Here is a 24,720-nt window from a genome sequence, read left to right on the forward strand (position 1 = left end):
GTCAGCGTCCCTCCCGCGACAGGCGCGGGTTGAGCGCGTCGTTGAGGCCTTCGCCGATCAGGTTCAGCCCGAGCACCGAGATCAGGATGGCGACACCGGGAAACACCGTGATCCACCAGGCCTGGCGGATCACCGTGCGGCCGGCGCCGACCATGTAGCCCCAGGAGATCAGATTGGGATCGCCGAGGCCGAGGAACGACAGCGAGGATTCCAGCAGGATCGCGGTCGCCACCATCAGCGAGGCCAGCACGATCACCGGCGACAGCGCGTTGGGCAGGATCTCGCGCATGATGATCCAGGCGTTGCTCTGGCCGGTGACGACAGCGGCCTGGACATATTCGCGCGTCCGCAGCGACAGCACCTCGCCGCGCACGAGGCGGGCGACCGGCGGCCAGCTCACCAGCGCGATCGAGGTCACGATCGAATAGATCGAGGGCTGCAGGATCGCGACCAGCACGATCGCGAGCGCGAAGCTCGGGATAGTCTGGAAGAACTCGGTGAAGCGCATCAGGGCGTCGTCGACCCTGCCGCCGAAATAGCCGGCCATGGCGCCGATGGGAATGCCGACGATCAGCGCAACCAGCGTGGAGACCAGGCCGACGAGCAGCGAGACGCGCGCGCCAAAAATCATGCCGGCGAACACGTCGCGGCCGAGCGCGTCGGTGCCGAGCGGCACGGTCGAGAGCGTGAATGGCGGGAGGAACGGCCGCTGCACCATGCGCCAGGGCGAGTTCGGGAACAGCATCGGCCCGAACAGTGCAACCGAGATCGCGAGCAGCAGGATGATGAGCCCGATGACGCCGCTCGGACTCTTCAGCATCGATTTCCAGAACTGTTTCATGAGGCGAATTCGATGCGCGGATCGACCAGGCGATAGACCAGATCGGTGATGAGGTTGAAGATCAGGACCATGGCCGAGCAGATCACGAAGACGCCGAGCAGCAGATTATAGTCGCGCTGCAACAGCGCGTCGTACATCAGGCGCCCGATGCCGGGCCAGGCGAACACGGTCTCGGTGATGACGGCGCCGCCGATCAGCGTTCCCGAATGCACGCCGGCCAGCGTCACGACGGGCAGCAGCGCGTTGCGCAGCACGTGGCGGCGCTGGATCACGGCGTCGGAAAGGCCCTTCGCGCGCGCGGTCTTGACGAAGTCGAGCCGCTTCACCTCCAGCATCGAGGCGCGCGTCATGCGGGTATAGGTCGCCATGAAGAACAGGCCGAGCGTCATCGCCGGCATGATCAGGTGTTTTCCGACGTCGACCGCGTGGGCAAGGCCGGTCAGATTGGCGCCGACCGTCTCGTAACCGAAACTCGGCAGCCAATCCATGGTGACCGAGAACAGCAGGATGCCCATCAACGCCACCCAGAACAGCGGCATGGCGTAGAAGATCAGTGCGAACACGGTGATGGCGGTGTCGAGGAAGGTTCCGGCAAAGCGCGCGGCGAAGGTGCCGAACATAACGCCGAGCACGAGCGAGATCGCAAATGCCGTCAGCGTCAACAGCAACGTCGCCGGCAGCCGCTCGCCGATCAGCTTGGCGACCGGCGCCTGCTGGCGGAAGGAGAAGCCGAGGTCGAGGGTGACGACGCCCTTGACGTAGATGAAGAGCTGCTCCGGCAGCGGCTTGTCGAGGCCGAATTTTTCCCTGAGCTGCTTGACGAAGACCTGGTCGCTGGCTCCGGCCTCGCCCGCCATCACCACTGCGGGGTCGCCGGGCGCAAGCCGGATCAGGAAGAAATTGAGGACGACGATCGCGAGCAGGACGATCACGCCCTTGAGGACACGCTGGGCAACGAAGGAGAGCATATTAGAGAGTCATACCGGTGGGGTGACCTGCGGCCGCGGAGGCGGAGGTGCTCTTAGAGCACCTCCCCCCGCGAGCGGGGAGAGGTGAAAGAGCAGGGCTCACTTGTCGAGCCATGCGTCCTTGAAGCCGTCATTGACCCCGATCCCCGTGGTGATCAGGTTCTTGACCTTGCAGCGCATGATGGTCGGGAATTGCAGCTCGAGCATCCAGGCCACCGGCACGTCCTCGACCAGGATCTTCTGTGCCTTCTCGTAGATCTCCTTGCGCTTGGAGTCCGGGGTCGCGACCGCGCCGTCGGCGAACAGCTTGTCGATCTCCGGGTTGGAGTAGCCTTCGACGTTGTTGAACACCTGGCCCTTGGCGATGTTGCTGGAGATGTAGTTACGGCCGACGCCGAGCGCGGGATCGCCGTACTGGTAGAGATAGGTGAAGGCGATGTCGTAATCCCAGTCGCCGATCTTCTGGTTGCCGCCGGCGACGTCGGTGGCGATGGTCTCGATGTTGATGCCGACGTCCATGAGGTTCTGCTTCACGGCTTCACCCCAGCGCTGCCAGGTCTCGCCATAGGCGAGCGGCAGCAGGCGGATCTTCTCGCCCTTGTAGCCGGCCTCCTTCAGCAGCGCCTTGGCCTTGGCCGGATCGTACGGGTATTTCTTCACGTCGTCGGTGTAGTACTTGATGGTCGAGGCCGAGGGGCCGGTCGCGACCTTGCCGAGCCCGTTCCAGATCACGTCCTTGGCGAAGTCGCGGTCGATCGCATACATGACCGCCTGCCGCACGCGCTTGTCGGCGAGCGGGCCCTGTCGGTTGTTGAGCCACAGCCAGGCCAGCGGCGAGAAGAACTCCCAGCCGGCGCCGGTGACGCAGGTGTCCTTCAGCTTGGTCAGCCGCGGCACGTCGAAATTCTCGACCGAGCCGCCGGGCAGCACGTCGACCTTGCCGGTCTCGTACGCCACCGACCGCGCCGCGGCGTCGGGAATGATCTGCCAGTAGATCTCGTCGAGATAGGGTTTGCCCTTCTCGTAATAGTTCGGGTTCTTGACCAGGCGGATGAACGAGCCCTTTTGCCATTCCTTGAACATGAAAGGGCCGGTGCCGACCGGGGCGTTGTTGTAGGGATTGGTCTTCCAGTCGGTACCTTCGTAGAGATGCTTCGGCACCATCGGCATCGAGCCGACCTCGAAGATGCCGAGGAACGGGCCAAACGGCTGCTTCAGCGTGAACACCACCGTATGGTCGTCCGGCGCCTCGACCTTGTCGACCTGCGCGAGGTTGGTGCGGGCGCGGGCGTGGGTCTGCTTCAGCATCTCGATCGAGAACAAGACGTCTGCGGCGGTGAAGGGCTTGCCGTCATGCCAGGTGACGCCCTTGCGGAGCTTGAAGGTATAGGTCTTGGCGTCCTCGCTGACGCTCCAGCTCTCGGCGAGCTCCGGCTGCGGCTCGAGCTTGGGGCTGTAGCGCAGCAGGCCCTCGAAGATGTTGCCCGACACCATCTGGGTCGGACCGTTCTGGACCATCGCAAGCATCAGGCCGGGCGGCTCGGGCTGGATCACCGCATTGATCACACCGCCCGTTTTCGGCTCCTGCGCCAGTGTCGGGGCCGCAAGGCCGCAAGCCAGCAGAAGACCAAGCAACACTCGTTTTGGCATATCGTATCTTTCTCAAGCGTGACCAGCCGTCAGCGCTTCGCACGTCATGGCGCGCAAAGCTACGGCCGGTCCATCCCAGTCCCCATCCGGTATCGAGGCTCACACAGTCCTGTTCGGCGCGGCAAGATGAAAGTCGCGACAGTGTTCGCACAAAAAATGTACAGCTCGTCCTGTTTTCACTTGATTCATTGTCGTGTCACGGAGACAAGTCGGCCATGGACAATGCCACGCGCTCCGAACGATCCCGTAATGCTGCGCTCGAGGCGGCGATCGCGATCATCGCGCGCGATGGGCCGGGCCGGTTGACGCTCGACGCGATCGCGCGCGAGAGCGGCCTCAGCAAGGGCGGCGTGATGCACCAGTTCCGCACCAAGGAGGCGGTGCTGAAGGCGTTGCTCGAGCGGCAGATGGCGCATTTCGAGGAATTCTCGACGCGCTACATGGCGAAGGCGAGAGAGACCTCCGCCAATCCAAATCTGGCGACCCAGTTGGCGACCGTGCGCGAAGCGGCGACGTCGCCGAACTCCGACGCGCTGGCGCTGGTTGCGGCCATGGTGGAGAATCCCAATCTGATGGCGCTGCCGCGCGAGCGCGAGATGGAGCGAATGGCGGCGATCAGGGACGAGGCCGCCGATCCGGATCTGGCCATGCTGCGATGGGCCGGAGCGATGGGACTGCTGCTGAGCTCGCTGTTCGGCATGTCGCCGCTCGGCAAGGATGACCATCAGCGACTGTTCGCGCGCCTGCTCGACGATTCGCAATGGACAGGCCTCGAACGGCCAGCGGCAACCGGCGCCGGCAAATCCGGAACGGCACCGGCCGCGAAGGCTGCCGGCCGGCGCAAGCGCGCCTGATTGATCGTTGACGAAGCGTATTCGTGGCCTGCCCAAAGTCGCGCCTGCGGCAAATGGGCCATGCCTGCATTTTCGAACTTTACAAACCGACTGGTCGGTTTTATGTATGCCGGCACTGAGGCAGCCCGAAGCTTCGGCGATGGCCCCAACGAAGTCGAGGGTTGGCAATGGTGAGCGCCGCAGCCGTGTCCCGTCCCAGACGCGGTTGCGGTCGCCGCCGTACTGAACAGTGCCAAGAGGAGTCTGGAATGAATCGCTCGATCGCCGTGCGCGGTCTGGGAACGCTGGTGCTTTGCGTTAACCTGGGCGGCTGCGCCTCGGTCTCGCCGGTGCCCTATTCGGAGCTCGCCTCATCGGCCTACATGGCTCCGGACAAGTCGGACGTCTCCGGACGCATGCCCTATCGCTATTCCACGCCGGTCGACTGGCGCGCCTATAACAAGGTGATCCTCGATCCCGTCGTGGTCTATCGCGGGCGCGATCACCAGTTCGGAGACATATCCGAGAAGGACAAGGCGACGCTCGCTGCCTACATGCACAACTGTTTCGCCGACCGGCTGCGCAGCCGCCTCGCGTTGGTGCGCGAGCGCGGACCAAACACGCTGCGGGTCAGGCTGACGCTCACCGGCGCCGTCGCCAACACGCCGGTGCTCGGCACGCTGTCGCGCTTTGACATGGCCGGCGCGATCTACAACGGCGTGCAGGCCGCTCGCGACGGCGAGGGGACGATGACCGGCTCGGTCATCTACGGCGTCGAGATCTTCGACGCGACGAATTCGCGGCTGCTCTCGGCCTACGTCACCAAGCAATACCCAGCTGCCTACGACATCAAAGCCACCGCCGGCGCGCTCGCGGCCGCCACGGCCGGCATCGACAAGGGCGCCGACGCGCTGATGGCGCAGTTGAACTGACGCCGCGATCCATCCAACGAAAGGTGCTGTTGATGAACATTCTCCTTCGCTTCGTGCTGCGCATCGCAATCACGATCGTGATGCTGGCGTTCGGCGGCCGCGCCGGCGCCGTCACGCCGGCAGATCCGAGCGGCACATGGCTGGTCGAGGACGGCCGCGCCCGCATTCGCCTCGAGCGCTGCGGGCCGTCGCGCGAGCGCCTGTGCGGCTTCATTGTCTGGATGAAGGAGCCGGCCGACAAGCGCGGCCAGCCCTACCGCGACAGCCAGAATCCGGATCCGGACAAGCGCGCCCGCATGCTGCTCGGCCACCAGCTCATCATGGGCTTGCAGGCGACGCCGGAGGGGCGGTTTGCCGGCGAGATCTACAATGCCGAGGACGGCAAGTTCTATTCAGTCTCGCTCTGGCGTGAATCCACCGATCGCCTGAAGCTGAAAGGCTGCCTGATAAAATTCCTGTGCCAGACCCAGACCTGGCAGCAGACCCTCGACGTCGTGCCTGGCCAGCTCGTCGGCCTGACCGGCGATCTCAACGGCCCGCGCGCCGACAAGGAATGGGCGACAGTGCCCGCCCTGAAGCCGATCCCGGCGAAAGCGAAGTAACCGTCAGGATGTCCGCAGCGCCCGCCGCAATTCGTCGAGCGCCTCTGCAAGCTGCTCGCGGTGTGCGATGTCGTCCTTGGGGAGGCCAGCGACGCTGCCGGCGAGCTCACGCAGGATACCGGCGAGCAAGCCGAAATTGAGGTGCAGGTGCACCGATTTGCGTTCGTCGGCGGCGCCCGGATGTTGCAGCACCAGCGCAACGCCGCTGCCGTCGAGCCGCGCCTCGAACCGCGATGAATGCTCGAAGGTGCCGACATAGAACTTGTCGGGATATTCGAGCGCGACCTCCGCCTTGTCGGGAACCGGCCTGGACATCTGAACCTCGTCGATATTGATCAATTGTAGCCGGGAATAAACCGGGCCGCCTTGCGATAGGTCAGAGGCGGCTTTCGGAATTGATCCGGATCAAAGCCAGGCCGCCGCTTCTGCGATCGAATGGCAACTGGCGACGCGGCACCGCGCGTTCAGCGCCTTTCAGCTGTGAGACGATCGATGGACATCCAGGCCACGAACATCCCTGCGGTTGACGATAGCGGATCCGAATTTGCCGGCCTCGAGCCGCCGCCCGATGCAGGCGTGCAGCGCTGTCTGCAATTGCTTGTTGATGCAGGTTTGCGCCCGACGCGCCAGCGCCTGGCGCTTGGCCGATTGCTCTTCCTGCGCGGGCACCGTCATGTCACCGCCGAGAGCCTGTTCGAAGAAGCGATGGCGGCGAGCGCCTATCTGTCGCTCGCGACCGTCTACAACACGCTGAACCAGTTCACCGAGGCCGGCCTGCTGCGCCGGATCGCCGCCGACGGCATCAAGTCGTTCTTCGACACCGACACATCGGTGCATCCGCATTTCTATCTCGAAGGCGAGGATGTGCTGGTCGACGTCGCCGAAGGCCTCGCCTTCACCAGGATTCCCGAAGCGCTTCCCGGCCACGAGATCGCGCGGCTCGACGTCATCGTTCATCTGCGCCGCAAGCGAACCTAGTGCTGTCACGCGAGCCGGGCGCGGCTCATCGCAACCCGGCGCGCCGGAAGCCTTCGAGATAGTGCTCGCGATCGCCGTCATTGGCCCACGGCAGTTGCGTCGCGATCCAGTGCAGCGAGATGTCGGGCTGGGTGCGGCGGAGTTCGCCCAGCGCCGTCTCCGCAAGCATTCCGTCTCCGGTCATGCCGGCGGAGACCGCGAGCACGCGGTAGGCGCCGGTGAGATCGCCGCGATGGCGGATCGCCTCGCGCGCCAGCGCGATGGCCTCGTCATAGCGCCGTTCGGTGAAGCGCGCATAGCCGGCGATGCCGTGATAGATCGCCAGCGACGGATCGCGCGGTGACAGACGGATCGCCCGTTGCGCGGCCTCGAACGATTCCTTCGAACGGCCGGCATAGGATAACGCCAGTGCGTAATAGCCCTGCGCCAGCGAGAAGTTCGGATTGAGCGCGAGCGCCTGCTCGAACGCGGCCAGCGCATCCGCAAGCCTGCGTGTCGAGAAGCAGACGCTGCCGAGCGCGGCATGCGCCCAGGCATCCTCATGGTCGCAGCGCACCGCTGCCAGCGCCGCGGCTTCCGCCGCCGGCGCCACCGCGGCGAGCTCGGTCCAGCCGAGATGCACGCCGAACATGTGGTTTGCCGCCAGCACCGACAGCGCCTGGCCGTAATTCGGATCGATCCCGATCGCGCGTTCGAGCAGTATCCGTGCAGTGTCGTGGTCGCGCCGGGTCACCCGCCAGAAATGCGACAGCGCCCGCATCAGGAGATCCCATGCGTCCAGGCTCGCAGGCGCCTTGCGGTGGGCGCGAAAACTCTCCGCCGCGTGAATCTGCGGTTCGATCGCAGCGGCAATCGCGTTGGTGATCTCGTCCTGGACCGCGAAGACGTCGACCAGCTCGCGGTCATAGCGCTCGGCCCACAAATGGCTGCCCGAATTGGCATCGTTGAGCTGTGCGGTGATGCGCAGCCGGCTGCCTGCCTTGCGCACGCTGCCTTCGACGACGTAGCGGACGCCGAGCTCCTCCGCGATCTGCCTGATGTTGACCGCGCGTCCCCTGTAGGTGAAGGACGAGTTGCGGGCGATCACCATGAACCAGCGCTGCTTCGACAGCGCCGTGAGGATGTCCTCGCTGATGCCGTCGCCGAAATAGTCCTGCGCGGGATCGCCGCTCATGTTCTCGAAGGCGAGCACCGCAATCGCCGGGCGGTCCGCCACGCGCGATGGTGCGGGCCTGGTTTCGGCCGGTACGTTCGATGCTGCCACTTCTTCCCGGACTTCGCCGACGAAACGGAAGCCCTTGCGCGGAATGGTCTTGATCAGCCGCTGCGTCGCGCCGTCGTCGCCGATCGCCTTGCGCGCGGCGTTGATCCGGCTGTTCAGCGCGGAATCCGAGATGATCCGATCGCTCCAGATCTGGCTGATCAGGTCATCCTTGCCGACCACACGCGCGCGTTGCGCCACCAGATAGAGCAGAAGGTCGAACACCTGCGGCTGCAACGGCACGGCTGCCCCGCCGCAGGTGAGTTCCCGCAGGTCGCCGTCGAGCACGTTGTTTTCGAAGCGAAATCGCACGTTTCTGTCGTCTCAAGCAAAAATCAAAGTCGTCTCAGGCGAAAATCAACCGTCCGCCAAAGTCTGCGGACGTCCGATCCGGCATGCTGCAAGGACCAAACAGTGTCGATGTCTCGGCACAACGGAGCATTTCATGACCCAACTTGATCACCAGATCCATTCCATCGGCCCGGAGGTTGCGGGCTCACGCATTCTCAAGCTCGTCGCCTTTTTGTACGGAATTACGGCCTATCTCGTATTCTTCGTCACCATTCTCTACGCCATCGGCTTCGTCATGGGGGTGATGGTGCCGAAGACCATCGACACCGGAACCGACACGCCGACGGTCGAGGCGATCATCGTCAATCTACTCCTGATGACGCTGTTCGCCGTTCAGCACAGCGTGATGGCGCGGAAGCAGTTCAAAGCGTGGTGGACGCAGTTCGTCCCCAAGCCGGTCGAGCGCTCGACCTATGTGCTGTTGGCGAGCCTGTCATTGCTGCTCCTGTTCTGGCAGTGGCGCCCGTTGCCTGCGGTCATATGGAACGTCGAGAATCCGGATCTCGCCGTGACTCTGGTCACGCTGTCCTTCGCGGGCTGGGTGCTGGTGTTCGCCAGTACCTACATGATCAATCATTTCGAATTGTTCGGATTGCATCAGGTGACCAGCCATCTGGTCGGCAAGGAGATGACGCCGCCGCGCTTCAAGACGCCGCTGCTCTACAATTTCGTCCGCCATCCGATCTATCTCGGTTTCATCGTTGCGTTCTGGGCGGCGCCGACCATGACCGCGGGCCATCTGCTGTTCGCAGCCGTCACCACGATCTACATCTTCGTCGGCATCGCGCTGGAGGAGCACGACCTCGTCGCTCTCTTCGGCGACGAGTACCGGCAGTACAAACAACGGGTCTCGATGCTTATTCCCTGGCGCCGATCACTCTAGCCTCTGCGCGGCACCGCGCGCGTCCGCCGAACGGAGGACGCCCGGCCGCGTCAGGTGAGCTACGCGAGCATCTCACACGCCTGTCCCCTCGACGCCCCCGGGGTGATCTCCCCCTTCACCCCGGCACCTCTCCCCGCATCCCATCGGCCCGACATATTGTGGTCGGGGAGCGGGGAGAGGATTTCTTTCCCTTCATCAAACGGAGACGACCCAATGAAACATGTCGGAAACTGCTTCTGTGGCGCGGTCACGATCGAGGTCACGGGCGCACCGGAGGCGATGGGCTATTGCCATTGCCGCTCCTGCCGCTCCTGGTCGGGCGGCCCGGTCAATGCCTTCAGCCTGTGGAAGCCCGAAGCGGTACGCGTCACCGAAGGCGCGCAGAATGTCGAGACGTTTGCAAAGACGCCGCTCAGCCAGCGCAAATATTGCAAGAAATGCGGCGGCCATCTCATGACCAACCATCCGCCGCTCGCACTGGTCGACGTCTTCACCGCCACCATCCCGACGCTCGCATTCGAGCCTGGCGTTCACGTCAACTATGCCGAGACGGTGCTGCCGATGCGCGACGGACTGCCCAAGTTGAAGGATTTCCCGGCCGAGTTCGGCGGCAGCGGCGAGATGATGCAGGAGTAGCGGCGCCGGCTTCGAGAGGGCGGCAGCGCGCGCCGCCCTCTCTTTATTCAGGTGAAACGAGGGCGGATCAACCGCCGCGCGACTCGACGACCTTGCGGCAGCTGTCCGAGAGCTTTGACTTGTTCTCGCGCAGGCAGGCATTCATCTGCGGCGGCTTGCCGATATGTTCGGCGCAGAATTTGCTGGCATCGCCGCGGCAGGCCATTTGCTCCTGGACCGATGGACCGGATTGCGCGGCAGCGGGCAGGGCGGCTGCGGTGAGCAGCAGAGCGGCAAGAACCGAAATCTTCATGAAGCACCTCTTGTAAATCCTCGTTGGTCCCGACCGGGATCAATCGGGCCGGACCATCTCGCGAAGGCCGTGCACGGGTCCATGCCATGTTCATGGCACCGGCAGGCCCTCACGGCCGCGGGACCCCCATCTTCATGGCATGTATCTGCGCGCCGTCTTTTGTCATTCAGGCTGCACCTCGGCTGCGAGACCCGGTGATTGCATCGGGACGCCGAACGGGAAGCAGGAGAGCTAGGATGTCGAAGAGAGCTGGAGCGCTAAGTGCAGGGCTGACGGTCATGGCGCTGGCGGGCGTGGCGATGGTGTCGCTGGGGACGAGCCCGGCGCAGGCGGTGGTCTATTGCAAGACCGTCGGCGTGCCCAAGGGCTGCGTGGTGCGGCCGACGGCGGCGGCGGTGGTCGTGGCGCCGGGAGCGCCGGTCGCGGCGGCGGCAGTCGCAACGCCCGGCGTCGGCGCGCCCGGGGTCGGCGTGCGCGCGGGAACGCCGATGAACCGCGGTGGACCGGTCAATCGCGTCGGCAGGCGCTGACATTTCCATTCGATTGAGTTGATTGCATCGCTTCGGGCCCAGGGCGCGCCTTGCGGACGAACCCCCCGTCCTCCGCCGGCGAATCACCCGGCCCGTTCCCTCTCTCCGTGCGTCCCACACGTTTCGGAGAGGGGGCTTTTCAGCCCGCAGCCGCGTCGCTGTCGGGAAAACGCTGCGGCAAGTGCAGCCGCACGCGCGTCCCTGAGGCATCGGAACTCAGATCGAGCACCGCGCCGCAGCGCGCGGCGCGATTTCTCATGTTGCGCAGGCCGCGCGCGGTCTGGCCGGTGCGTCCGGCTTCGCCGTCGCCGGCCGGTGCAAAGCCATGGCCGTCGTCGGTCACGCTGATCAGGCCGCACGGCCCCTCGCTTGCGTCGAGCGTCTCGATGGTGACCGCGATATGGCGGGCCTGAGCGTGCTTGACCGCGTTGGTCACGGCCTCGTCGAGGATGCGCACGATCTGGATGACGTGCCACGGCCGCAGTTCCGGGTGCAGCGGCAAGCCCTGCACGGTCGCCACGCGCCAGTCGAGCGTGATGTCGTGCGGCCGCAATTGCGCGCTGGCGCGCTCGCGCCAGGAGCCAAGCGCCAGCATCAGGTCGCCGCCGATGTCGTCCATGGAATCGATGACGAGACGCAGATCCTTCAGCGCGGCACGGGCAGCGTCGGTGATGGTCGCGCCCTCATGGCCGCGCTCGGAGAGCGCGACGATGCTGACGAGCTGGCCGCCAAGGCCGTCATGCAGGTCGCGCATCAGGCGCGTGCGTTCATTGGCGAGCGCGGCGGCGCGCGCGCGCTCCTCCTCGCGGACGAAGCTTGCCTTCAGCCGCTCCTCGGCCTCCCGCACGCGCGTCACCAGCTGGCCGGCAAAGCTGTCGACCTGGTTCAGCGCGCGGGCGAAGCGCCAAGTCAACCCCGCGCCGATCGCGACCAGCATCGCCGAATAGGACAGGCGCGAGACGAAGATGCGATCGTTGTTCACGATCTCGAGCACTGTCAGCATGTCCTGGATCCAGCAGACCAGCACGATGGTGACGGCGCAGCCGATCGTGAAGCTTGCGGCGTCCTGCCGCCGCACGACCGCGGTCGTGGTCACCCAGGCCATCAGCAGCAGGCAAAGCCCGACCGTGGGGATGCCGAGCACCAGGAAGAGGATGCGCGGAAGCGGCGGGCCCCCGATCAGCCCGACCACGAACACGACGATCCCCGGCACGAACAGCAACGCGCCGTAGCGTGGCCAGCGCCAGCCGAAGAACAGTACGCCGAACATGACGACCAACGCACTCTCGGTCGGCGCGGACGCCAGCAGCACCGCGGCAAGCCGCGACGTGGCGGCCGGCGGCACCGGCGGCGGGACATACGCCTGCACCACTCCGATCACCATCGCAGCCGCCAGCACGCCGTAGACCGGCTCGCGGCGCCGCATCAGCCACATGATCGCGAGGATGACGGCCAGGATCGACTGCCAGGCCGAGAACACCACCGGCAGGGTGACGAACAGCAGCGTGCGCGTCTCGTAGGCCGGACGCAGGGCTGCGTCCGGTCCGACATAGACGGTGTCGAGAAAGCCCTTCAACGGTCCCCACACGAACAGGCGCACCGTGATTTCGTTGGCGCCCTCGCGCAGCAGCGAAGAGGGAATGGCTGCGATCTGCGGCGTGTTGCGGTCGGGCCGGTTGGCATTGGCATCGCGCCGGGAGTCGAGCACGACGACGCCGTCGACGGCGACCTCCACCGCGTTGCTGAAGCGCGGCAGATAGACCGACCATCCCGATGCCGCTTCGCCCTGGTGGAACGTGAAGCTGCCGGTATAGAGCGGCGGGTCGGCAAGCGAATAGCGCGAGGCCGTGAAATGCGGCAGCGCCACGGGCAGTGTCACGCCGTCCTCCCGCAGCGAAAATCCGCTCAGCGCAAAATCGTCTGGGTCGCTCGGCTGCAGCAGCCGCAGTCCGACAATGGTGGCGATCACGATCAGGGCCTGCAGCAGCAGATAAGGCACGAGGCGCGAGGCGATCAGCCGGCGCCGCGGGCGCGTGGGTGCCCTCGCAGGCGCCTTGGCAGCTACCTTGGCCGCGATCTCGCTCACAGCTTGATCAGACCCTGCTGCACCGCCTCGAACACCGCTTCGCTGCGCGTGTGCACCTCGAGCTTGCGATAGATGTTCTTGATGTGGCCGGGCACGGTTTGCTTGGACAGCCCGAGATGGCTGGCGATCTCGGCATAGCTGAAGCCTTTTGCGATGCCCCAGAGGATGTCGATCTCGCGCGGCGTCAGCCGGGCGGTGTTGAGCACAGGGCCGGGCGGCGGCTCCGCCGAATTCTGCGCGGCGCCCTGTGTCCTGCGCACGATGAAGCGCGCGATCGAGGCCGAGATCGGCGAATGGCCGGCGACCAGGTCGCGCACGGTGGTGGCGATGTCGGTCGGGAAGGCGTCCTTGAGCAGATAGCCGGTGGCGCCGACCGTGATCGCGGAGATCACGCTCTCCTCGTCGCCGAGGGCCGAGATCACCATGATCTCGGTGTCGGGAAAGCGCTGCCTCATCTCGCGGATCAGCTCGACGCCGTGGCCGTCGGGCAGCCGCAGATCGGTCAGCAGCACGCGGGGCGCGCCGGCGGCCAGCGCCGAACGGGCTTCGCCGAGCGTGCCGGCGCTGCGCACCTCGTAGCCGGCCTTGATCAGCGCGTCCTGGAGCCGCCAACAGGTCGGCGCGTCGTCCTCGACGAGGAGGATGGTGATGATTTCACCCGTCTCGCCCTGTTCAGTCATGATCGTGGTCCCGCGGTCCGCGTGTCCCCCGCGGCGCAAGGGCAAGTTTAGCTGCCAGACGCAGGCAGCGACACCCATAATCATGGGGGCGGGATGCCCCGTGCCCAAGCCGCGGCGCGGAGAACTCCGACGCGGATCCCCGCCGGGTCTCAATTGCGCGCCAGCGGTGCTTCCGGCTTGTCCGGCGGCATCGGAGGGGCCGGCAGGCGCTGGACCTTGATCTTCGCAGTGCCGCTATTGTTTCGGTAGAACAGATCGCGCGGTCCCTGGATCGCATCGAGCCAGGACGGGACCCACGATTCCGGAAGCAGCCGCGGGAAGATCTGGACGGCGTCATTGACGTAGAAAAACAGCTCGCCGGACTCGGGCGCGACGAATTCGGCGACGAGGCGGCCGGTCAACAGCTGCTTGGTCCAGACCTGGCCTGCCTCGGCGAGCATGGCCGGTGGAATCGGTTCGAATTTGCCGAGGCCGTCGAGCCGTCCCTTGAACTCGGCGGTGTCGCCGAGGCGCACGGGGTACCTGTTGCGGCTCCTGCTGATGTCGTCCTCCGCGGGCAAGGTGGGCTTCATGCGGCGGGGAAATTCGTCGGCGGGCATCACATTGACGGCATTCAGCGGCAGGTCGTTGATGCCTTTGCTGCCGACGCGCACCACCGGCTGGAACCAGTCCGCGGCAAACAGGCGCCGCTCCGGCAGCGCCACGTAATGATGCGGCTCGTAGGTCGCAAATCCGTTCGCGCCACTCATGATGGTGCGGTCGAACCATGGCTCCTTGATCTCGAGAAAGACGCGGTATTTGCGGCCCTTCTCGACGGCGAGCCCGCTCCACCAGCAAAACTCCCTGACGTCGAACAGCGCGCGCGCCGCGAGCGGCTCGTCCGTCACCGGCGCGCCGGTCTGGAACGAGGGCGAGCCCTCGACCGCAGGCGGCGAGCAGACGGAACCGAGCGCGAGACGTCCGGTGAACAGGCTGCTCGAGGCGATCAGCGCGGCCGAGCCGAAGATCGCGATCAGGAAGACCGCCGGCACCAATCCCTTGGTGATGACGCGCTGCGCCGGGCCGGCATTCAGGCGCATCCAATGTCCGAACCGCATCAACGGCCCCGGCTGGTCGACGTGCGCCATGCTCGCCCTGCGCCGCGGCGTGTTCCAGGCGAGACGCGCCCGCTCCTGGATGTCGTCACGCAACGTTCCGTTCTTGTGCCAGATCCACCAGGTGACGATCACCACGATCGAGGTCAGGAAGGGATAGTAGGTCGCGATGTTGAGCCAGGGGGCCGCATAGGACGGCAGCACGTCTCGCAGCAGATTGGTCAGCGGCGCCGCCACTGCGCCCATCACCCAGTCGATATCGGTGATGAAAGACAGTGCGCCGGTGCCCTCCAGGGCGCGGTCCTCGGACCACTGCACCAGCGCGTGCGCGATCCACGGCCAGGCGGCGATCACGCCGACCATGAACAGAAGCGAGAAATAGGCGACGCGCCGCCACCACACGGTGTCGCGCGTGAGGCTCGACATGGTGGCATCGGGCGTGCTCATCTTGGTGAAGGCCCTGGCCTCCTCGGTACGACGCGGTCCCGTCGCCTTTTGCAGATAGGCGGCCTTCATGGCCTCGCGCGCATGCTGCTCGTCGAGATGCTTGTCGTCGCCTTCCGACCGCAGCGGCAATTTCGTTCCGTCCGGCAGCAGCACCAGGCAGTTCGCCGGAAGCATGATGGGCGCGTAATCGTCACAGCCGAACAGCATGCGCTCGATGACGGCGAAGTGCACCACCGGCAGCCCGCCATTGACGACGCCGCCGACGATCGGACGCGGCCCGTAGCGGTACAGCACCGCTGCGCCGCCGCGGGAATCGTGCCGCGGTCCGAGCGCCGATTGATAGTCGCTGAAATGCTCGATCTCGCCGTCCTTGAAACGCAGCCGGCCGCCGAGCTGCTCGACCATCCAGACCAGCGGCACGAAGGACAGCGTGGATTCCGGATAGCCGCCGCCGATATCGGAATGAACCCCCGTGAACCACACCTCCTTGACGATCTGTCCTTGCGCCAGATGGCTCTGGTCGATCCGCAGCGGATGGAAGGTGGTGCGTTCGTCGTCGAGCGCGAGCGCGTGACAGGCGTGCCTGACCTTGTGCGACAGCCGGTGATTGCGGAACGAGATCGGCCAGATCGCCCAGTCGATGGCGAGACGGAGCTCCTCGACCGGAACGCCGAACGCCTCGACGGTGTCGAACAGGCCGAGGAATGCGATCTTGACCTCGCTGCGCCCGTTCATTTTGCTCCGCACCTCGGCATAGCTGCGGTGCCGGCAAAGCCAGTGATAGACGAACAGCACGAGGTCGCGGATCCAGCGCGTGACCCAGATCGTCGGCAGGCTCCTGGTCCAGGGCACGGTGTCGCGCCGGTACGCGCGCCAGGCGGCTTTGACGTTGCGCCCCATCTCGGCATGCGACACCGGCGTGTCGTCGATCTCCGCCGGCACCAGGCCCTGGCTCGAGATCAGCGCGGCCAGCGTGCGCGCGGTGAAGGCGCCGCGGCTGAAGCCGAAGATGTAGATCTCGTCGCCGGGCCGCCAGTTCCAGCACAGGAAGCGATAGAGCTTGCGGACGTTGCCGGGAACGCCGATGCCGGTGGCACCGTCGAGCGCGGCCAACGGTGCCCAGCCGGCGGTGCCGACACCCTTGATGTAATGTGCGATCTGATCCGGCTGGGTATGGTCCAGCGCCTCATAGAGTCGCCAGACGCTGGATTCCTTCGTGGTGAACGCATTGCCGGTGCCGTCGGCGAACAGCACCAGCTTGCGCGGCGCCCGTGCGTCGGGTGCGTCTGTCGCGGTGCTTGAATCATCCTGCGCATGGTTCGGCCTTGCAGAACCGCCAAGCAGCGCCGCGTCCTGTTGCGTCATGGATTTCTCCCAAAATTCAGGGCGGATGCTTCAAGCCCGCTTGGGCGGCACCCGAAAATTCAATCCGTCAGTTCATCGTGAGAGTAATGGACGCAAGACACCCACAATCGCGCTGAGGTGGTACGAAGAATTGCGCCGTCTTGCTCCGGCCATTTATGAACTCCGCCACAGTCGGCAAAAGAAAAGCCCGGGCGAGCCCGGGCTTTGAGTCCTCTATTGCGATGCGGCCGCGACTGCGAAGCGGCGGCCTGAAGCCGGCTGTTACTTGCCGTTGCCGCGGCAGCGGCCGCCGGGGCCGATATGGTAGCCGCGCGGGCAGGCGTGCGCTGCGGGGTTGGCGTAGTTCCTGAGGCAGCCGCCATAGGGGCCGCGATGCCAGCCGGGGCCGCAGCCGCCGGCGATCGCGATCACGTCGCTGGTCGTGCTTGCGCAGAGTGGGGCAAGCGGCATGGCTTCGGCAACGCCAGTGATGGCGAGAAGCGCGAACGCCGCGGCAAACATGGTTCGTATCATGACTTGTCCTCCCTCATACCGTTGCTTCAATGGCCGGCGGCGAAGGCGATGCCGGCGCGGACCTCGGCGATGGCCTGGTCGACCAGTCCCATCGCCTTTTCGCGATGGCCGCCCTTGTTCGGTTCGGCCTTGCCGAGTTCGGCGCGGGCCGATTGCAGGATCGCAATGGCTTCGCTCATATGCGGTTGCGCGCCGAGCGCGTAGCCGATGCAGAGACTGGTCGCGATGACGCCGCCGAGCACGAGGCTGCGGGGTAGAGAATTTCGCATGTCGTTGTCTCCTCCAGGGGGCGGCAGGCAGGGCCGCCCGGTTTGCCCGGGTACAGTCCCCTTCTGTCGCGGGATGCTGCACCCGCTGCCTGAATAGGACTGGCTCATGCGCGCCGTCTTGGACTGTCCGGCGCCGGCGATGGCGCGGCTTGGACTGACCGGCGCAGCTTGATTCACGTTGGCGTGCTGATAGCCTGTGCCCGACCTGTGTTTATTCCGGGCTCACTCTTGCCAGGCGGGCTTCGGCCATGGCCTTTTTCATAAAGTCTTCTCTTGGACGCTCTTTCGATGTCCGTCATCCGGAAGTCGCTCTCGACCGACATGCTGCCGCCGGATCTGTCCGACCGGCAGCGTTTCATTCGCTTCGCCGAATTGTTCGAGCATTTCTCCAACACGGGCGAGCTCGATCCGGCGTCCGATGTGCCGTTCCGCGCGACCATGAACTCGATTCACGTCGGCACCACCATGCTCGGTCGCTGCGATGGCAGCTTCGTCACGGTCCGTCGGGAGAAGCGACAGGTGGTCGAGACCGGCGACGACCGCTTTTGTCTCGCACGCAACACCGGCGATCGGCCTTCGGATGTGGTCCATCGCGGGCGCGAATTCACCATGCGGCCGGGATCGATGGTGCTGCTCAAGCTGGACGAACCGTTCTTCGCCGCCGACGGCGCCAGCCACAAGCGCTTTACCAACGTGCATCTGCCGGTCGAAACGCTGCGGGCGATGGTGCCCGGTGTCGACGATCTCGTAGGCTGCGAGCTCGAGCCCGGCGGAGCGCTGTCGCTGGCGATGGACTACAGCGACCTCCTGCTGCGTCATGCCTCCGCCGCGGACGAAGCCGGCATGGCGATCGCCGCGCATCTGCTCGATCTCGCTGCGATCGGCCTCGGCGCCCGCGGCGACGTCGTCACTGCCGCGCGACGCCGGGGCCTTCGCGCGGTGCGGCTCAAGGCCGTGCTGTCGGTCCTCCAGGCGCGCTTCCATGAACCGGATTTCTCCGCGCAAAAGCTCGCCGCCGCCACCGCTCTCTCCGAGCGTTACGTCAACGAATTGCTGTTCGAAGCCGGCGCCGGCTTCACCACCCGCCTGACCGAACTGCGCCTGCGCAAGGCCGCCGAGCTCCTCGCTCGTCGCGAGGCCCGCATCAGCGACATCGCGTTCGCCTGCGGCTTCAATGATCTCTCTTATTTCAATCGCTGCTTTCGCAGGAGGTTCGGCCTGACGCCGACCGCGGCGAGAGGGAAGTGAAGTAGCTTTCCCAGGGTGGGTTAGGCGAAACCCTCACCCACCTTACGAGACATCCACCCGCGGCGGCGGATAGCGCCGGGCCAGCATCGACAGCGACAGCCGCCGCTCGTCCTGCGGCAGTTCCAGATAGGCCAGCACCAACGGCCGCTTCCAGTCACCGACGCCGAAATCCATCGCCGTCCATTTCTGCGGCTCGGGGCCTTCGAGGCCCCGAATCCAGACAAAATAGCGGGGAAGGTCATCGGCGTCCGTCGTGCGTGTTCTGGCCATCAAAGCTGCTCACTGCACCCATCGTTGCGATAAGATATAGGTATCCGTTCGCCGAAGTCGAACGCCCCGCTGCCCTGTCCTGAGGCTGGGAGGCATGCGCAGGCCTGAAGATATGAACGAAGTCACGATCGATGGCTGGGGTGACGCCTCGGACGTCACGAACAAGCTGATCGGTTCGTGGTCGCTCGACCGCATCATCGAAGGCCAGGCCACGATGCAGGGTATCGCGATCTTTGCGCCGCTGGACGGGGCGCGCTTGGCCTATCGCGAGCAGGGACATTTGAAGCTCGCGAACGGCACCATCGTGCAGGCCGAACGCGAATACGTCTTCAGCAACTGCGACGGAGGATTTCAGGTCTTCTTCAAGGAGGAGCCGCTGAGGTTGTTTCACGAGATTTTACTGTCCGCATCTTCCGCAGGAGAGCTGTGCGGAAGCGCGCGCCACATTTGTAATCGCGACGAATATCGGTCAGCTTACAGGTTCATGCGGGATGGAACGTTCGCCGTTCGTCACGGGGTGTCGGGTCCTCGCAAGGACTACGCGATCAACACGGCCTATGCGCGTCTGTCGTGATGCCCTAAGGCGATATCGCGGCCAACCGCCATTCCGTCGCGTCATTGCCAGAGCTGACTGTCCGCCACGCGGTTGATGTCGGCGAGGCGGCGCGCGGCGTTTCCGTGCAGATCGAGGCTTTCGACCAGCGTCAGCAGGCGCCGATAGGCGACCTCGGCCGTGTCGACCGGGAGCGGGGACTCGTCAAAGGCCTCGACATAGCTGCCGACGATGCCGCTGAGCAGCCGGCACAGGCCGCGCTGGGCGGGATCGCTGCGGCCGAGCATCTCGAGCTTGTGCTGAAAGGTCTGGAAGGTCCGCAAACCGTGGTGCTGTTGCGAAAGCCACGCGTGCAAATCGTTCATATGAGCTCCTTCGAGGACTGGAAGAAGCTACCGGTTTATACATGGGAGAGGCGGGGATGGCTAGCGGGAGAGCAGGTTCGTTGAGACGGTCCGTCTTCGCCAGGAGGCTTCGCCGGACACGCTTCACCCTTCGGGCTCCGCGTGGCCGCGCCACGCGTAGCCCGAAGGGGGTTACCGATTATACCGTGGAGAGATGTTAAAGTGGTCGAGGAAGGGAGCGGATTCGTTGAGACGGTCCGTCTTCGCCAAGAGGCTTCGCCGGACACGCTTCACCCTTCGGGCTACGCGTGGCTTCGCCGGACACGTTTCGCTCTTCGGCTCGGCGTCGCTGCGCCACGCGTAGCCCGAAGGGCGAAGCGTGGTGCCCCTGGCCGGAATCGAACCAGCACTCCTTGCGGAACTCGATTTTGAGTCGAGCGCGTCTACCAGTTCCGCCACAGGGGCCCTCGGTCGGCCCGATGAGGCGAGCGTCGCGAAGCCGGCGGACTATAGCCATGGACAAAGCGGGGTCAACCCGCGCCAAAGTGATCCCGAGCGTTCTCGACAGCCGCATGGACCGGGATTAGAGCCTTGGGGCGAGAGACCTGCGAAAGAGGCCGCCGTGACGACCCAGAGTGCCGCAATACCTGCGTTCAAGCCGGCAGCCGGCGGCCCCGCGCTGACCGCTTCGCTGCTCGTCACGCTGATTGCGGCTGCGACCATCGCGGGCGCCTGGTTCTTCCAGCTCGTGCTGGAGATCCTGCCCTGTCCGCTCTGCCTGGAGCAGCGCTATGCCTACTATCTCGCGATCCCGCTCGGTGCGTTGACGGCGTTTGCCGCGCGCAGCGGCGCGCCGCGGCCGCTGCTGCTGGCCGGGCTCTCGATCCTCGCGCTGGCGACGCTCGCCAATGCCGGTCTCGGCGCCTATCATTCGGGCGTCGAATGGGGGCTCTGGAAGGGGCCGACCGATTGCACCGGTCCGGTCGTCAACCTCGGCAACGCCGGCGATCTCTTCTCGAAGCTCGACACCGTGAAGGTGGTGCGCTGCGACGAGGTGCAGTGGCGCTTCCTCGGCCTCTCGCTCGCCGGCTACAACGTACTGATCTCGCTGCTCATGGCCGCGATCGCGGCGTGGGGATTTGCAAAGACGGCAAGAGGCTAGGCAAGCCGCCGTAGGGCAAACAAAGCGACTTGTCCGCCGAAGCTCGAAGAGCGAAGGCGGAAGCTGCCCACCATTTTTATCGAGATTGCAGAGGCATGGTGGGCACGGCGCGAATGTGCCTTTGCCCACCCTACGCGAGATCAGCCACGTCAATCATCCACGTCGTCCTGCGTGCGTCCGAACAGATGCACGATGCCGGGCGTCGCGATCGTCACGAACACGAAACGCGACAAATGATGGGCGCCGACGAAGATCGGGTCAATGTGTAACGTGAGCGCCAGCGCCAGCATGGCATCCATCGCGCCCGGCGCGAAGGCGACGACGGTGTCGGAGAATTTGACCTGGGTGGTCAGCGCCACGATGCCGACGAAGATGGCGGAGACGGCGATGGCCACCGCAAACGAGCCCAGTGCCGCGTTGATGTGGCCGGCCAGCGTCTTGAGCCGCATCCTCGCGAAACGGCTGCCGATCAGCGCGCCGATGCCGACCAGCGCCACGCCGCGCACCCAGTTCGGCAGGCCGCCCTCGACCCAGCCGGCGCCGTGCAGCACGCTGGAGGCGATCATGGCGCCGAACATCCAGCTCGCCGGAAACTTGATCAGGCGCAGGACTAGCGCCATGGCCAGCGAGGCCGCGACCAGCTCAACGAGATCGAGCGGGGAGGCGATCGTCGTCGTCAGCGACGGCGCGGCAGAGGGGGCGACGCCTGCAAACGCGAGCACCATCGGCAGCGCCGCGGTGAGGATGATGACGCGCATGGTCTGCACCACCGCGATGCCCGGCAGGTCGGCGCCGCGCTCGACCGCCAGAATCGTGATCTGCGACAGCGCGCCGGGGCTGCCGGCGAGGAAGGCCGAGGTGCGGTCCCAGCCATGGACGCGCTGGAGGTAATAGCTCGAGCCGAAAGTCGAGCAGAAGGTCGCGAGCGCAAGCAGCCCGATGGTGAGGGGATAGGCACCGACCTGCTGAAGCAGATGGCGCGAGACCACCGAGCCCAGCGAAATGCCGAGCAGCACCAGCACGGTCTGGGTCAGGATCGGCGGCAGCGCGAGCTGGCGCCCGGCGATGGCGGCGATCCCGACCGCGATCATCGAGCCGGAGATCAGTCCGCCGGGAAGGCCGGCGAGCAGAAACACGAGGCCGCCGGCGGTGCCGATGACGAGCGTCTCCGCCGTGCTCAGGATCTTGGCACGGCTCGGCCATTCAAATGACAGGGAGGCGGCGATTTGCTTCACGCCGCCTTATCGCAAATCGGCGAGAGGCGCACAATTGCAGGCTCGTCATGCCGCAATGCGCGCGCCTCTCGCTGGAAGCTCGCGGGAGATCGTGTTGGAGGCTATTTCTTGTCGGCAGCCGGTGTGGCGGTGCCGGCCTTGGCGCTCTTGATGCATTCGGAGCGGAATTTCTTGCGCTCCTTGCCGTGCAGGCCCTTGGCGTCGGCCTGCTTGGAGCAGTCGAGCGACTCGGCCGAGCGCTCCTTCGGGGCTTTCTTGTCGGCCGTGGCGGCATCGGTCTTCGTATCGGTCTTGGTCGCGGGCGCGGCGGTCTGCGCGAAGGCGGTCCCGCTGGCGAGCAGGGTGGCGAGGACGATTGCGGCGAGGCGAGAGGCGAGGGTCATGGTGTTGCACTCTTCTTGCGAGAATTACGAAGGGTTGCGAACGTCGGCTCGGGTTGCTGAACGCGACATGAATAATCTGAACGGCGCCTTGACTATATTTTGGCGGCCGGGAGCCATCGCTTCCTTGTCGCAAATGGCCGGCACGCTAGGATAGCAAGTCTTGTTTCACTTCCCCTCGGGGGAACGCCAAGGAGGAGACCTAAGGATGACCATTCAATCGAGATTGCTCTGCGCGATGGCGTTGTCGGGATTGGCCGCTTTGGCGATGTCAGCGCCGGCGCAGGCGCTGACATCGCAGGAGTGCAGCGCCAAATACCAGGCGGCCAAGAAGGACGGCTCGCTCGGCACCATGAAGTGGAATGATTTCCGCAAGGCCCAGTGCGGTGCGGATGCGACGTCGGCTGCTCCTGCACCGACCGCCGCTGCGCCCGCAGCTCCGGCCGAGCCGAAGCAGGCCAAGACGGAGGCGGCCCCGGCTGCCGCGCCGACCCTGCCAGCCGGACCCGCGATCTATCCGAATGCGATCGATCCGAAATATGCCAAGGAGACCCCGGGCAAGGGGCGCCTGCACACCTGCGTCGACCAATACAACGCCAACAAGACCACCAACGGCAACGGCGGCATGAAGTGGATCCAGAAGGGCGGCGGCTATTACAGCGAATGCAACAAGAAGCTGAAGGGCGCCGCCTGAGCCTCGAATTTGGCGCGAAGGCCGGAGCAACGCTCCGGCCTTTTTGCCTAGCCCAGCAGCTTTTCGGCCGATTTCGCCACCAGTTGCGATCGTTTGCGCGGGCCGCGCTCGACGAACAACAGGCTCTGGCCGAAGATGAAGCAGTAGAACAGGAAAGCCTGTGCGTCAGCCTCTTCGGCCGCGAGTCCGGTCGCGCGATAGAGTTCGGCCACATGTTTGAGCCGCGCCGCGTCCACGCCCGTCACGGCTGCCGCGGCGTTCTCGTCGGAGCGGGCCCATTGCCGGATCGCGAGCTCGATCGCCATGGCTTCCGGATTGAGCCGCTCGGAATAGAGCTGGATCACCGCCTTCAGCCGCTCGCGCGGCTGTTGGCCATCGAGGCGCGTCTGCTGCGCAATCGAGGCGGCCCGCCCCTCGCGCCAATGTTGCAGCATGGCATCGAGCAGCGCGGCGCGGTCGGCGAAGCGACGATAGAAGCCGCCCTTGGTGACGCCGAGATTCTTGGCGAGCACCTCGACCCTGACACCTTCGACCCCCGCGCGGGCGAGCTCGGTAAAGCCCGCCTCGACCCAGACGTCGCCTTTGCCGTCGTTCATGAAGTGGCCTTTCCGATTCTTGATACGGTGCCGTATTGCTAACGCGTCCCGTGCCTGATACGCTACCGTATCAAGATTGATAAACTACGAGGGCGGAGACGGCGATGGAGGAGGCGACCTATCGCGGCACGGTCTATCCGTGGCAATGCGACCATGTCGGGCACATGAACATCATGTGGTATGTCGGCAAGTTCGACGAAGCCAACTGGAATCTGTTCGCCCGCCTCGGTCTGACGCCGAGCTATCTGCGCTCCTCCGGCCGCGGCATGGCGGCGGTGCAGCAGAACATCGCCTACAGGCGCGAGCTGCTCGCCGGCGACATCGTCGAGATCCGCAGCCATCTGCTCGAAATCCGCGACAAGTCGATCCGCTTCCGGCACGACATGACGAATGCCGAAACCGGCGAGATCGCCGCAATCTGCGAGATCACCGGCGTGCACATGGACCGGAGCCAGCGCAAATCGGCGCCGTTCGCGGATGCCATCCGCGAGGTCGCCCTGCGCCATCTCGCCGCTCCGGCCGAGGCCTGAACCATGGCCGCATTCGAGCCGAGAAACCCGGGCTATCGCGCGGCGGCGATCGCGATGTTCGAGCGTCAGCCGGCGATGCACACGCTCGGCATCGTGATCGTCCGGCTTGCACCGGGCGAGGCCGAGCTGGCGATGCTGCATTCGCCGGCCCTCACCCAGCAGAACGGCTTTGTCCATGCCGGCATCGTCACCGCAGGCCTCGACAACGCCTGCGGCGTTGCCGCCTTCAGCCTGATGCCACGCGAGGCCGACATCCTTACCGTCGAATTCAAGACGACGCTGCTCGCGCCGGCCCGGGGCGAACGGGTCGTCTTCAAGGCCGAGGTGGTCAAGCCGGGCCGCACGCTCACGTTCTGCGAGGCGAGGGCGTTCGCCGAGCACGAGGGCACCACCACGCTGATCGCCACGATGACCGGCACGTTGATGGCGATGCTGCCCCGCATTGCAGCTTCGCACGAGCCGCGCACGTCTCGTGCATAGCGCCGATTGACAAGCCT

29 protein-coding genes and 1 tRNA gene are annotated in these 24,720 nt (G+C 65.4%); 13 read left to right on the forward strand and 17 right to left on the reverse strand.

The genetic code is table 11. The features are described from left to right. Position 1 precedes the first annotated feature (1 nt). The 3 genes from CIT40_RS04210 to CIT40_RS04220 all read right to left on the reverse strand — a co-directional run bounded on the left by CIT40_RS04210 (position 2) and on the right by CIT40_RS04220 (position 3,459). On the reverse strand, positions 2-841 hold the full coding sequence (locus CIT40_RS04210; protein WP_148667165.1) for an ABC transporter permease: 840 nt from the start codon (positions 839-841) through the stop codon (positions 2-4). After that, complete coding sequence (locus CIT40_RS04215; protein ID WP_094895867.1) at positions 838-1,809, reverse strand: ABC transporter permease; 972 nt, start codon at positions 1,807-1,809, stop codon at positions 838-840. Before CIT40_RS04215 ends, CIT40_RS04210 begins: the two co-directional genes overlap by 4 nt. 99 nt (positions 1,810-1,908) lie before the next feature. After that, entirely contained in the window at positions 1,909-3,459 is a 1,551-nt protein-coding gene (locus CIT40_RS04220; protein WP_094895868.1) for an ABC transporter substrate-binding protein, read from the reverse strand. 215 nt (positions 3,460-3,674) lie between these two features. Between CIT40_RS04220 and CIT40_RS04225 the strand changes: the two genes are divergently transcribed. From CIT40_RS04225 to CIT40_RS04235, 3 genes are all read left to right on the forward strand, one after another. Beyond that, entirely contained in the window at positions 3,675-4,313 is a 639-nt protein-coding gene (locus CIT40_RS04225; protein WP_094895869.1) for a TetR/AcrR family transcriptional regulator, read from the forward strand. A gap of 248 nt (positions 4,314-4,561) precedes the next feature. Further along, entirely contained in the window at positions 4,562-5,224 is a 663-nt protein-coding gene (locus tag CIT40_RS04230; RefSeq protein WP_094895870.1) for a DUF3313 domain-containing protein, read from the forward strand. 32 nt (positions 5,225-5,256) lie between these two features. Continuing rightward, positions 5,257-5,826 (forward strand): DUF2147 domain-containing protein, encoded by a 570-nt coding sequence (locus tag CIT40_RS04235; RefSeq protein ID WP_094895871.1) that lies wholly within the window; start codon positions 5,257-5,259, stop codon positions 5,824-5,826. Between the two features lie 3 nt (positions 5,827-5,829). Here the strand turns inward: CIT40_RS04235 and CIT40_RS04240 are convergent, their stop codons facing one another. Then, positions 5,830-6,141: a hypothetical protein gene (locus CIT40_RS04240; RefSeq protein ID WP_094896026.1), complete on the reverse strand. Its 312-nt coding sequence runs from the start codon at positions 6,139-6,141 to the stop codon at positions 5,830-5,832. 177 nt (positions 6,142-6,318) lie between these two features. On the opposite strand from CIT40_RS04240, the gene irr reads away from it, so the two are divergent. Continuing rightward, positions 6,319-6,804 (forward strand): Fur family transcriptional regulator Irr, encoded by a 486-nt coding sequence (gene irr / locus CIT40_RS04245; protein ID WP_094895872.1) that lies wholly within the window; start codon positions 6,319-6,321, stop codon positions 6,802-6,804. Between the two features lie 25 nt (positions 6,805-6,829). On the opposite strand, the gene CIT40_RS04250 is transcribed toward irr, so the two are convergent. Then, a complete protein-coding gene (locus CIT40_RS04250; protein WP_094895873.1) occupies positions 6,830-8,377 on the reverse strand; it encodes a winged helix-turn-helix domain-containing tetratricopeptide repeat protein in 1,548 nt (515 codons plus the stop codon). A gap of 133 nt (positions 8,378-8,510) precedes the next feature. Here CIT40_RS04250 and mddA point away from each other — a divergent pair, with 133 nt between their 5' ends. Together mddA and CIT40_RS04260 are read left to right on the forward strand one after the other, a co-directional pair. Further along, positions 8,511-9,299, forward strand: coding sequence for a methanethiol S-methyltransferase (gene mddA, locus CIT40_RS04255; protein WP_162307346.1), 789 nt, complete (start codon positions 8,511-8,513; stop codon positions 9,297-9,299). 213 nt (positions 9,300-9,512) lie between these two features. After that, positions 9,513-9,935, forward strand: coding sequence for a GFA family protein (locus CIT40_RS04260; RefSeq protein ID WP_094895874.1), 423 nt, complete (start codon positions 9,513-9,515; stop codon positions 9,933-9,935). A 67-nt stretch (positions 9,936-10,002) separates the two neighbouring features. On the opposite strand, the gene CIT40_RS04265 is transcribed toward CIT40_RS04260, so the two are convergent. Further along, positions 10,003-10,227, reverse strand: coding sequence for a hypothetical protein (locus tag CIT40_RS04265; protein WP_094895875.1), 225 nt, complete (start codon positions 10,225-10,227; stop codon positions 10,003-10,005). Between the two features lie 236 nt (positions 10,228-10,463). On the opposite strand from CIT40_RS04265, the gene CIT40_RS04270 reads away from it, so the two are divergent. Continuing rightward, complete coding sequence (locus tag CIT40_RS04270; protein WP_094895876.1) at positions 10,464-10,757, forward strand: hypothetical protein; 294 nt, start codon at positions 10,464-10,466, stop codon at positions 10,755-10,757. Positions 10,758-10,896: 139 nt separating this feature from the next. Here CIT40_RS04270 and CIT40_RS04275 read toward each other — a convergent pair whose 3' ends face one another. The 5 genes from CIT40_RS04275 to CIT40_RS04295 form a co-directional block, all read right to left on the reverse strand. Next, positions 10,897-12,843 carry a sensor histidine kinase gene (locus tag CIT40_RS04275; protein WP_193550904.1) on the reverse strand — a complete coding sequence of 649 codons (1,947 nt, stop codon included), beginning with the start codon at positions 12,841-12,843 and terminating at the stop codon, positions 10,897-10,899. Beyond that, complete coding sequence (locus CIT40_RS04280; protein ID WP_094895877.1) at positions 12,840-13,523, reverse strand: response regulator; 684 nt, start codon at positions 13,521-13,523, stop codon at positions 12,840-12,842. Before CIT40_RS04280 ends, CIT40_RS04275 begins: the two co-directional genes overlap by 4 nt. 149 nt (positions 13,524-13,672) lie before the next feature. Next, positions 13,673-16,429, reverse strand: a complete 2,757-nt coding sequence (locus tag CIT40_RS04285; protein ID WP_094895878.1) for a DUF2235 domain-containing protein — start codon at positions 16,427-16,429, stop codon at positions 13,673-13,675. Positions 16,430-16,690: 261 nt separating this feature from the next. Then, positions 16,691-16,942 (reverse strand): GCG_CRPN prefix-to-repeats domain-containing protein, encoded by a 252-nt coding sequence (locus tag CIT40_RS04290; protein WP_094895879.1) that lies wholly within the window; start codon positions 16,940-16,942, stop codon positions 16,691-16,693. A 26-nt stretch (positions 16,943-16,968) separates the two neighbouring features. Further along, complete coding sequence (locus tag CIT40_RS04295; protein WP_094895880.1) at positions 16,969-17,211, reverse strand: hypothetical protein; 243 nt, start codon at positions 17,209-17,211, stop codon at positions 16,969-16,971. Between the two features lie 288 nt (positions 17,212-17,499). Between CIT40_RS04295 and CIT40_RS04300 the strand changes: the two genes are divergently transcribed. Then, positions 17,500-18,459: an AraC family transcriptional regulator gene (locus CIT40_RS04300; protein ID WP_094895881.1), complete on the forward strand. Its 960-nt coding sequence runs from the start codon at positions 17,500-17,502 to the stop codon at positions 18,457-18,459. A 42-nt stretch (positions 18,460-18,501) separates the two neighbouring features. Here CIT40_RS04300 and CIT40_RS04305 read toward each other — a convergent pair whose 3' ends face one another. Beyond that, positions 18,502-18,729: a hypothetical protein gene (locus CIT40_RS04305; protein WP_094895882.1), complete on the reverse strand. Its 228-nt coding sequence runs from the start codon at positions 18,727-18,729 to the stop codon at positions 18,502-18,504. A 112-nt stretch (positions 18,730-18,841) separates the two neighbouring features. Here CIT40_RS04305 and CIT40_RS04310 point away from each other — a divergent pair, with 112 nt between their 5' ends. After that, positions 18,842-19,303 carry a DUF6314 family protein gene (locus CIT40_RS04310; protein ID WP_094895883.1) on the forward strand — a complete coding sequence of 154 codons (462 nt, stop codon included), beginning with the start codon at positions 18,842-18,844 and terminating at the stop codon, positions 19,301-19,303. Between the two features lie 41 nt (positions 19,304-19,344). On the opposite strand, the gene CIT40_RS04315 is transcribed toward CIT40_RS04310, so the two are convergent. After that, positions 19,345-19,647 (reverse strand): hypothetical protein, encoded by a 303-nt coding sequence (locus CIT40_RS04315; RefSeq protein ID WP_094895884.1) that lies wholly within the window; start codon positions 19,645-19,647, stop codon positions 19,345-19,347. A gap of 359 nt (positions 19,648-20,006) precedes the next feature. Beyond that, a tRNA-Leu gene (locus CIT40_RS04320) sits at positions 20,007-20,091 on the reverse strand. Between the two features lie 157 nt (positions 20,092-20,248). On the opposite strand from CIT40_RS04320, the gene CIT40_RS04325 reads away from it, so the two are divergent. Beyond that, a complete protein-coding gene (locus tag CIT40_RS04325; protein ID WP_094895885.1) occupies positions 20,249-20,788 on the forward strand; it encodes a disulfide bond formation protein B in 540 nt (179 codons plus the stop codon). A 149-nt stretch (positions 20,789-20,937) separates the two neighbouring features. Here the strand turns inward: CIT40_RS04325 and CIT40_RS04330 are convergent, their stop codons facing one another. Then, positions 20,938-22,023 carry an AbrB family transcriptional regulator gene (locus tag CIT40_RS04330; protein ID WP_094895886.1) on the reverse strand — a complete coding sequence of 362 codons (1,086 nt, stop codon included), beginning with the start codon at positions 22,021-22,023 and terminating at the stop codon, positions 20,938-20,940. A gap of 101 nt (positions 22,024-22,124) precedes the next feature. Beyond that, positions 22,125-22,406: a PsiF family protein gene (locus CIT40_RS04335; RefSeq protein ID WP_094895887.1), complete on the reverse strand. Its 282-nt coding sequence runs from the start codon at positions 22,404-22,406 to the stop codon at positions 22,125-22,127. Between the two features lie 205 nt (positions 22,407-22,611). Between CIT40_RS04335 and CIT40_RS04340 the strand changes: the two genes are divergently transcribed. Then, a complete protein-coding gene (locus CIT40_RS04340) occupies positions 22,612-23,097 on the forward strand; it encodes a hypothetical protein (protein WP_094895888.1) in 486 nt (161 codons plus the stop codon). Positions 23,098-23,144: 47 nt separating this feature from the next. Here the strand turns inward: CIT40_RS04340 and CIT40_RS04345 are convergent, their stop codons facing one another. Then, positions 23,145-23,693, reverse strand: coding sequence for a TetR/AcrR family transcriptional regulator (locus CIT40_RS04345; RefSeq protein WP_094895889.1), 549 nt, complete (start codon positions 23,691-23,693; stop codon positions 23,145-23,147). 104 nt (positions 23,694-23,797) lie between these two features. Here CIT40_RS04345 and CIT40_RS04350 point away from each other — a divergent pair, with 104 nt between their 5' ends. Together CIT40_RS04350 and CIT40_RS04355 are read left to right on the forward strand one after the other, a co-directional pair. Continuing rightward, the gene (locus CIT40_RS04350; RefSeq protein ID WP_094895890.1) at positions 23,798-24,223 is read left to right on the forward strand and encodes an acyl-CoA thioesterase; all 426 of its coding nucleotides are present in this window, start codon (positions 23,798-23,800) and stop codon (positions 24,221-24,223) included. Between the two features lie 3 nt (positions 24,224-24,226). Further along, positions 24,227-24,703, forward strand: coding sequence for a PaaI family thioesterase (locus CIT40_RS04355; RefSeq protein ID WP_094895891.1), 477 nt, complete (start codon positions 24,227-24,229; stop codon positions 24,701-24,703). Positions 24,704-24,720 lie beyond the last annotated feature (17 nt).

Origin of the sequence: Bradyrhizobium amphicarpaeae (assembly GCF_002266435.3) — a bacterium.
Taxonomy (GTDB): domain Bacteria; phylum Pseudomonadota; class Alphaproteobacteria; order Rhizobiales; family Xanthobacteraceae; genus Bradyrhizobium; species Bradyrhizobium amphicarpaeae.

Excerpts from the sequence above, each read along its gene's own strand:
- CIT40_RS04210 (WP_148667165.1), bottom strand. The coding sequence starts at position 841 with ATGAAACAGTTCTGGAAATCGATGCTGAAGAGTCCGAGCGGCGTCATC.
- CIT40_RS04215 (WP_094895867.1), bottom strand. The coding sequence starts at position 1,809 with ATGCTCTCCTTCGTTGCCCAGCGTGTCCTCAAGGGCGTGATCGTCCTG.
- CIT40_RS04220 (WP_094895868.1), bottom strand. The coding sequence starts at position 3,459 with ATGCCAAAACGAGTGTTGCTTGGTCTTCTGCTGGCTTGCGGCCTTGCG.
- CIT40_RS04225 (WP_094895869.1), top strand. The coding sequence starts at position 3,675 with ATGGACAATGCCACGCGCTCCGAACGATCCCGTAATGCTGCGCTCGAG.
- CIT40_RS04230 (WP_094895870.1), top strand. The coding sequence starts at position 4,562 with ATGAATCGCTCGATCGCCGTGCGCGGTCTGGGAACGCTGGTGCTTTGC.
- CIT40_RS04235 (WP_094895871.1), top strand. The coding sequence starts at position 5,257 with ATGAACATTCTCCTTCGCTTCGTGCTGCGCATCGCAATCACGATCGTG.
- CIT40_RS04240 (WP_094896026.1), bottom strand. The coding sequence starts at position 6,141 with ATGTCCAGGCCGGTTCCCGACAAGGCGGAGGTCGCGCTCGAATATCCC.
- irr (WP_094895872.1), top strand. The coding sequence starts at position 6,319 with ATGGACATCCAGGCCACGAACATCCCTGCGGTTGACGATAGCGGATCC.
- mddA (WP_162307346.1), top strand. The coding sequence starts at position 8,511 with ATGACCCAACTTGATCACCAGATCCATTCCATCGGCCCGGAGGTTGCG.
- CIT40_RS04260 (WP_094895874.1), top strand. The coding sequence starts at position 9,513 with ATGAAACATGTCGGAAACTGCTTCTGTGGCGCGGTCACGATCGAGGTC.
- CIT40_RS04265 (WP_094895875.1), bottom strand. The coding sequence starts at position 10,227 with ATGAAGATTTCGGTTCTTGCCGCTCTGCTGCTCACCGCAGCCGCCCTG.
- CIT40_RS04270 (WP_094895876.1), top strand. The coding sequence starts at position 10,464 with ATGTCGAAGAGAGCTGGAGCGCTAAGTGCAGGGCTGACGGTCATGGCG.
- CIT40_RS04280 (WP_094895877.1), bottom strand. The coding sequence starts at position 13,523 with ATGACTGAACAGGGCGAGACGGGTGAAATCATCACCATCCTCCTCGTC.
- CIT40_RS04285 (WP_094895878.1), bottom strand. The coding sequence starts at position 16,429 with ATGACGCAACAGGACGCGGCGCTGCTTGGCGGTTCTGCAAGGCCGAAC.
- CIT40_RS04290 (WP_094895879.1), bottom strand. The coding sequence starts at position 16,942 with ATGATACGAACCATGTTTGCCGCGGCGTTCGCGCTTCTCGCCATCACT.
- CIT40_RS04295 (WP_094895880.1), bottom strand. The coding sequence starts at position 17,211 with ATGCGAAATTCTCTACCCCGCAGCCTCGTGCTCGGCGGCGTCATCGCG.
- CIT40_RS04300 (WP_094895881.1), top strand. The coding sequence starts at position 17,500 with ATGTCCGTCATCCGGAAGTCGCTCTCGACCGACATGCTGCCGCCGGAT.
- CIT40_RS04305 (WP_094895882.1), bottom strand. The coding sequence starts at position 18,729 with ATGGCCAGAACACGCACGACGGACGCCGATGACCTTCCCCGCTATTTT.
- CIT40_RS04310 (WP_094895883.1), top strand. The coding sequence starts at position 18,842 with ATGAACGAAGTCACGATCGATGGCTGGGGTGACGCCTCGGACGTCACG.
- CIT40_RS04315 (WP_094895884.1), bottom strand. The coding sequence starts at position 19,647 with ATGAACGATTTGCACGCGTGGCTTTCGCAACAGCACCACGGTTTGCGG.
- CIT40_RS04335 (WP_094895887.1), bottom strand. The coding sequence starts at position 22,406 with ATGACCCTCGCCTCTCGCCTCGCCGCAATCGTCCTCGCCACCCTGCTC.
- CIT40_RS04340 (WP_094895888.1), top strand. The coding sequence starts at position 22,612 with ATGACCATTCAATCGAGATTGCTCTGCGCGATGGCGTTGTCGGGATTG.
- CIT40_RS04345 (WP_094895889.1), bottom strand. The coding sequence starts at position 23,693 with ATGAACGACGGCAAAGGCGACGTCTGGGTCGAGGCGGGCTTTACCGAG.
- CIT40_RS04350 (WP_094895890.1), top strand. The coding sequence starts at position 23,798 with ATGGAGGAGGCGACCTATCGCGGCACGGTCTATCCGTGGCAATGCGAC.
- CIT40_RS04355 (WP_094895891.1), top strand. The coding sequence starts at position 24,227 with ATGGCCGCATTCGAGCCGAGAAACCCGGGCTATCGCGCGGCGGCGATC.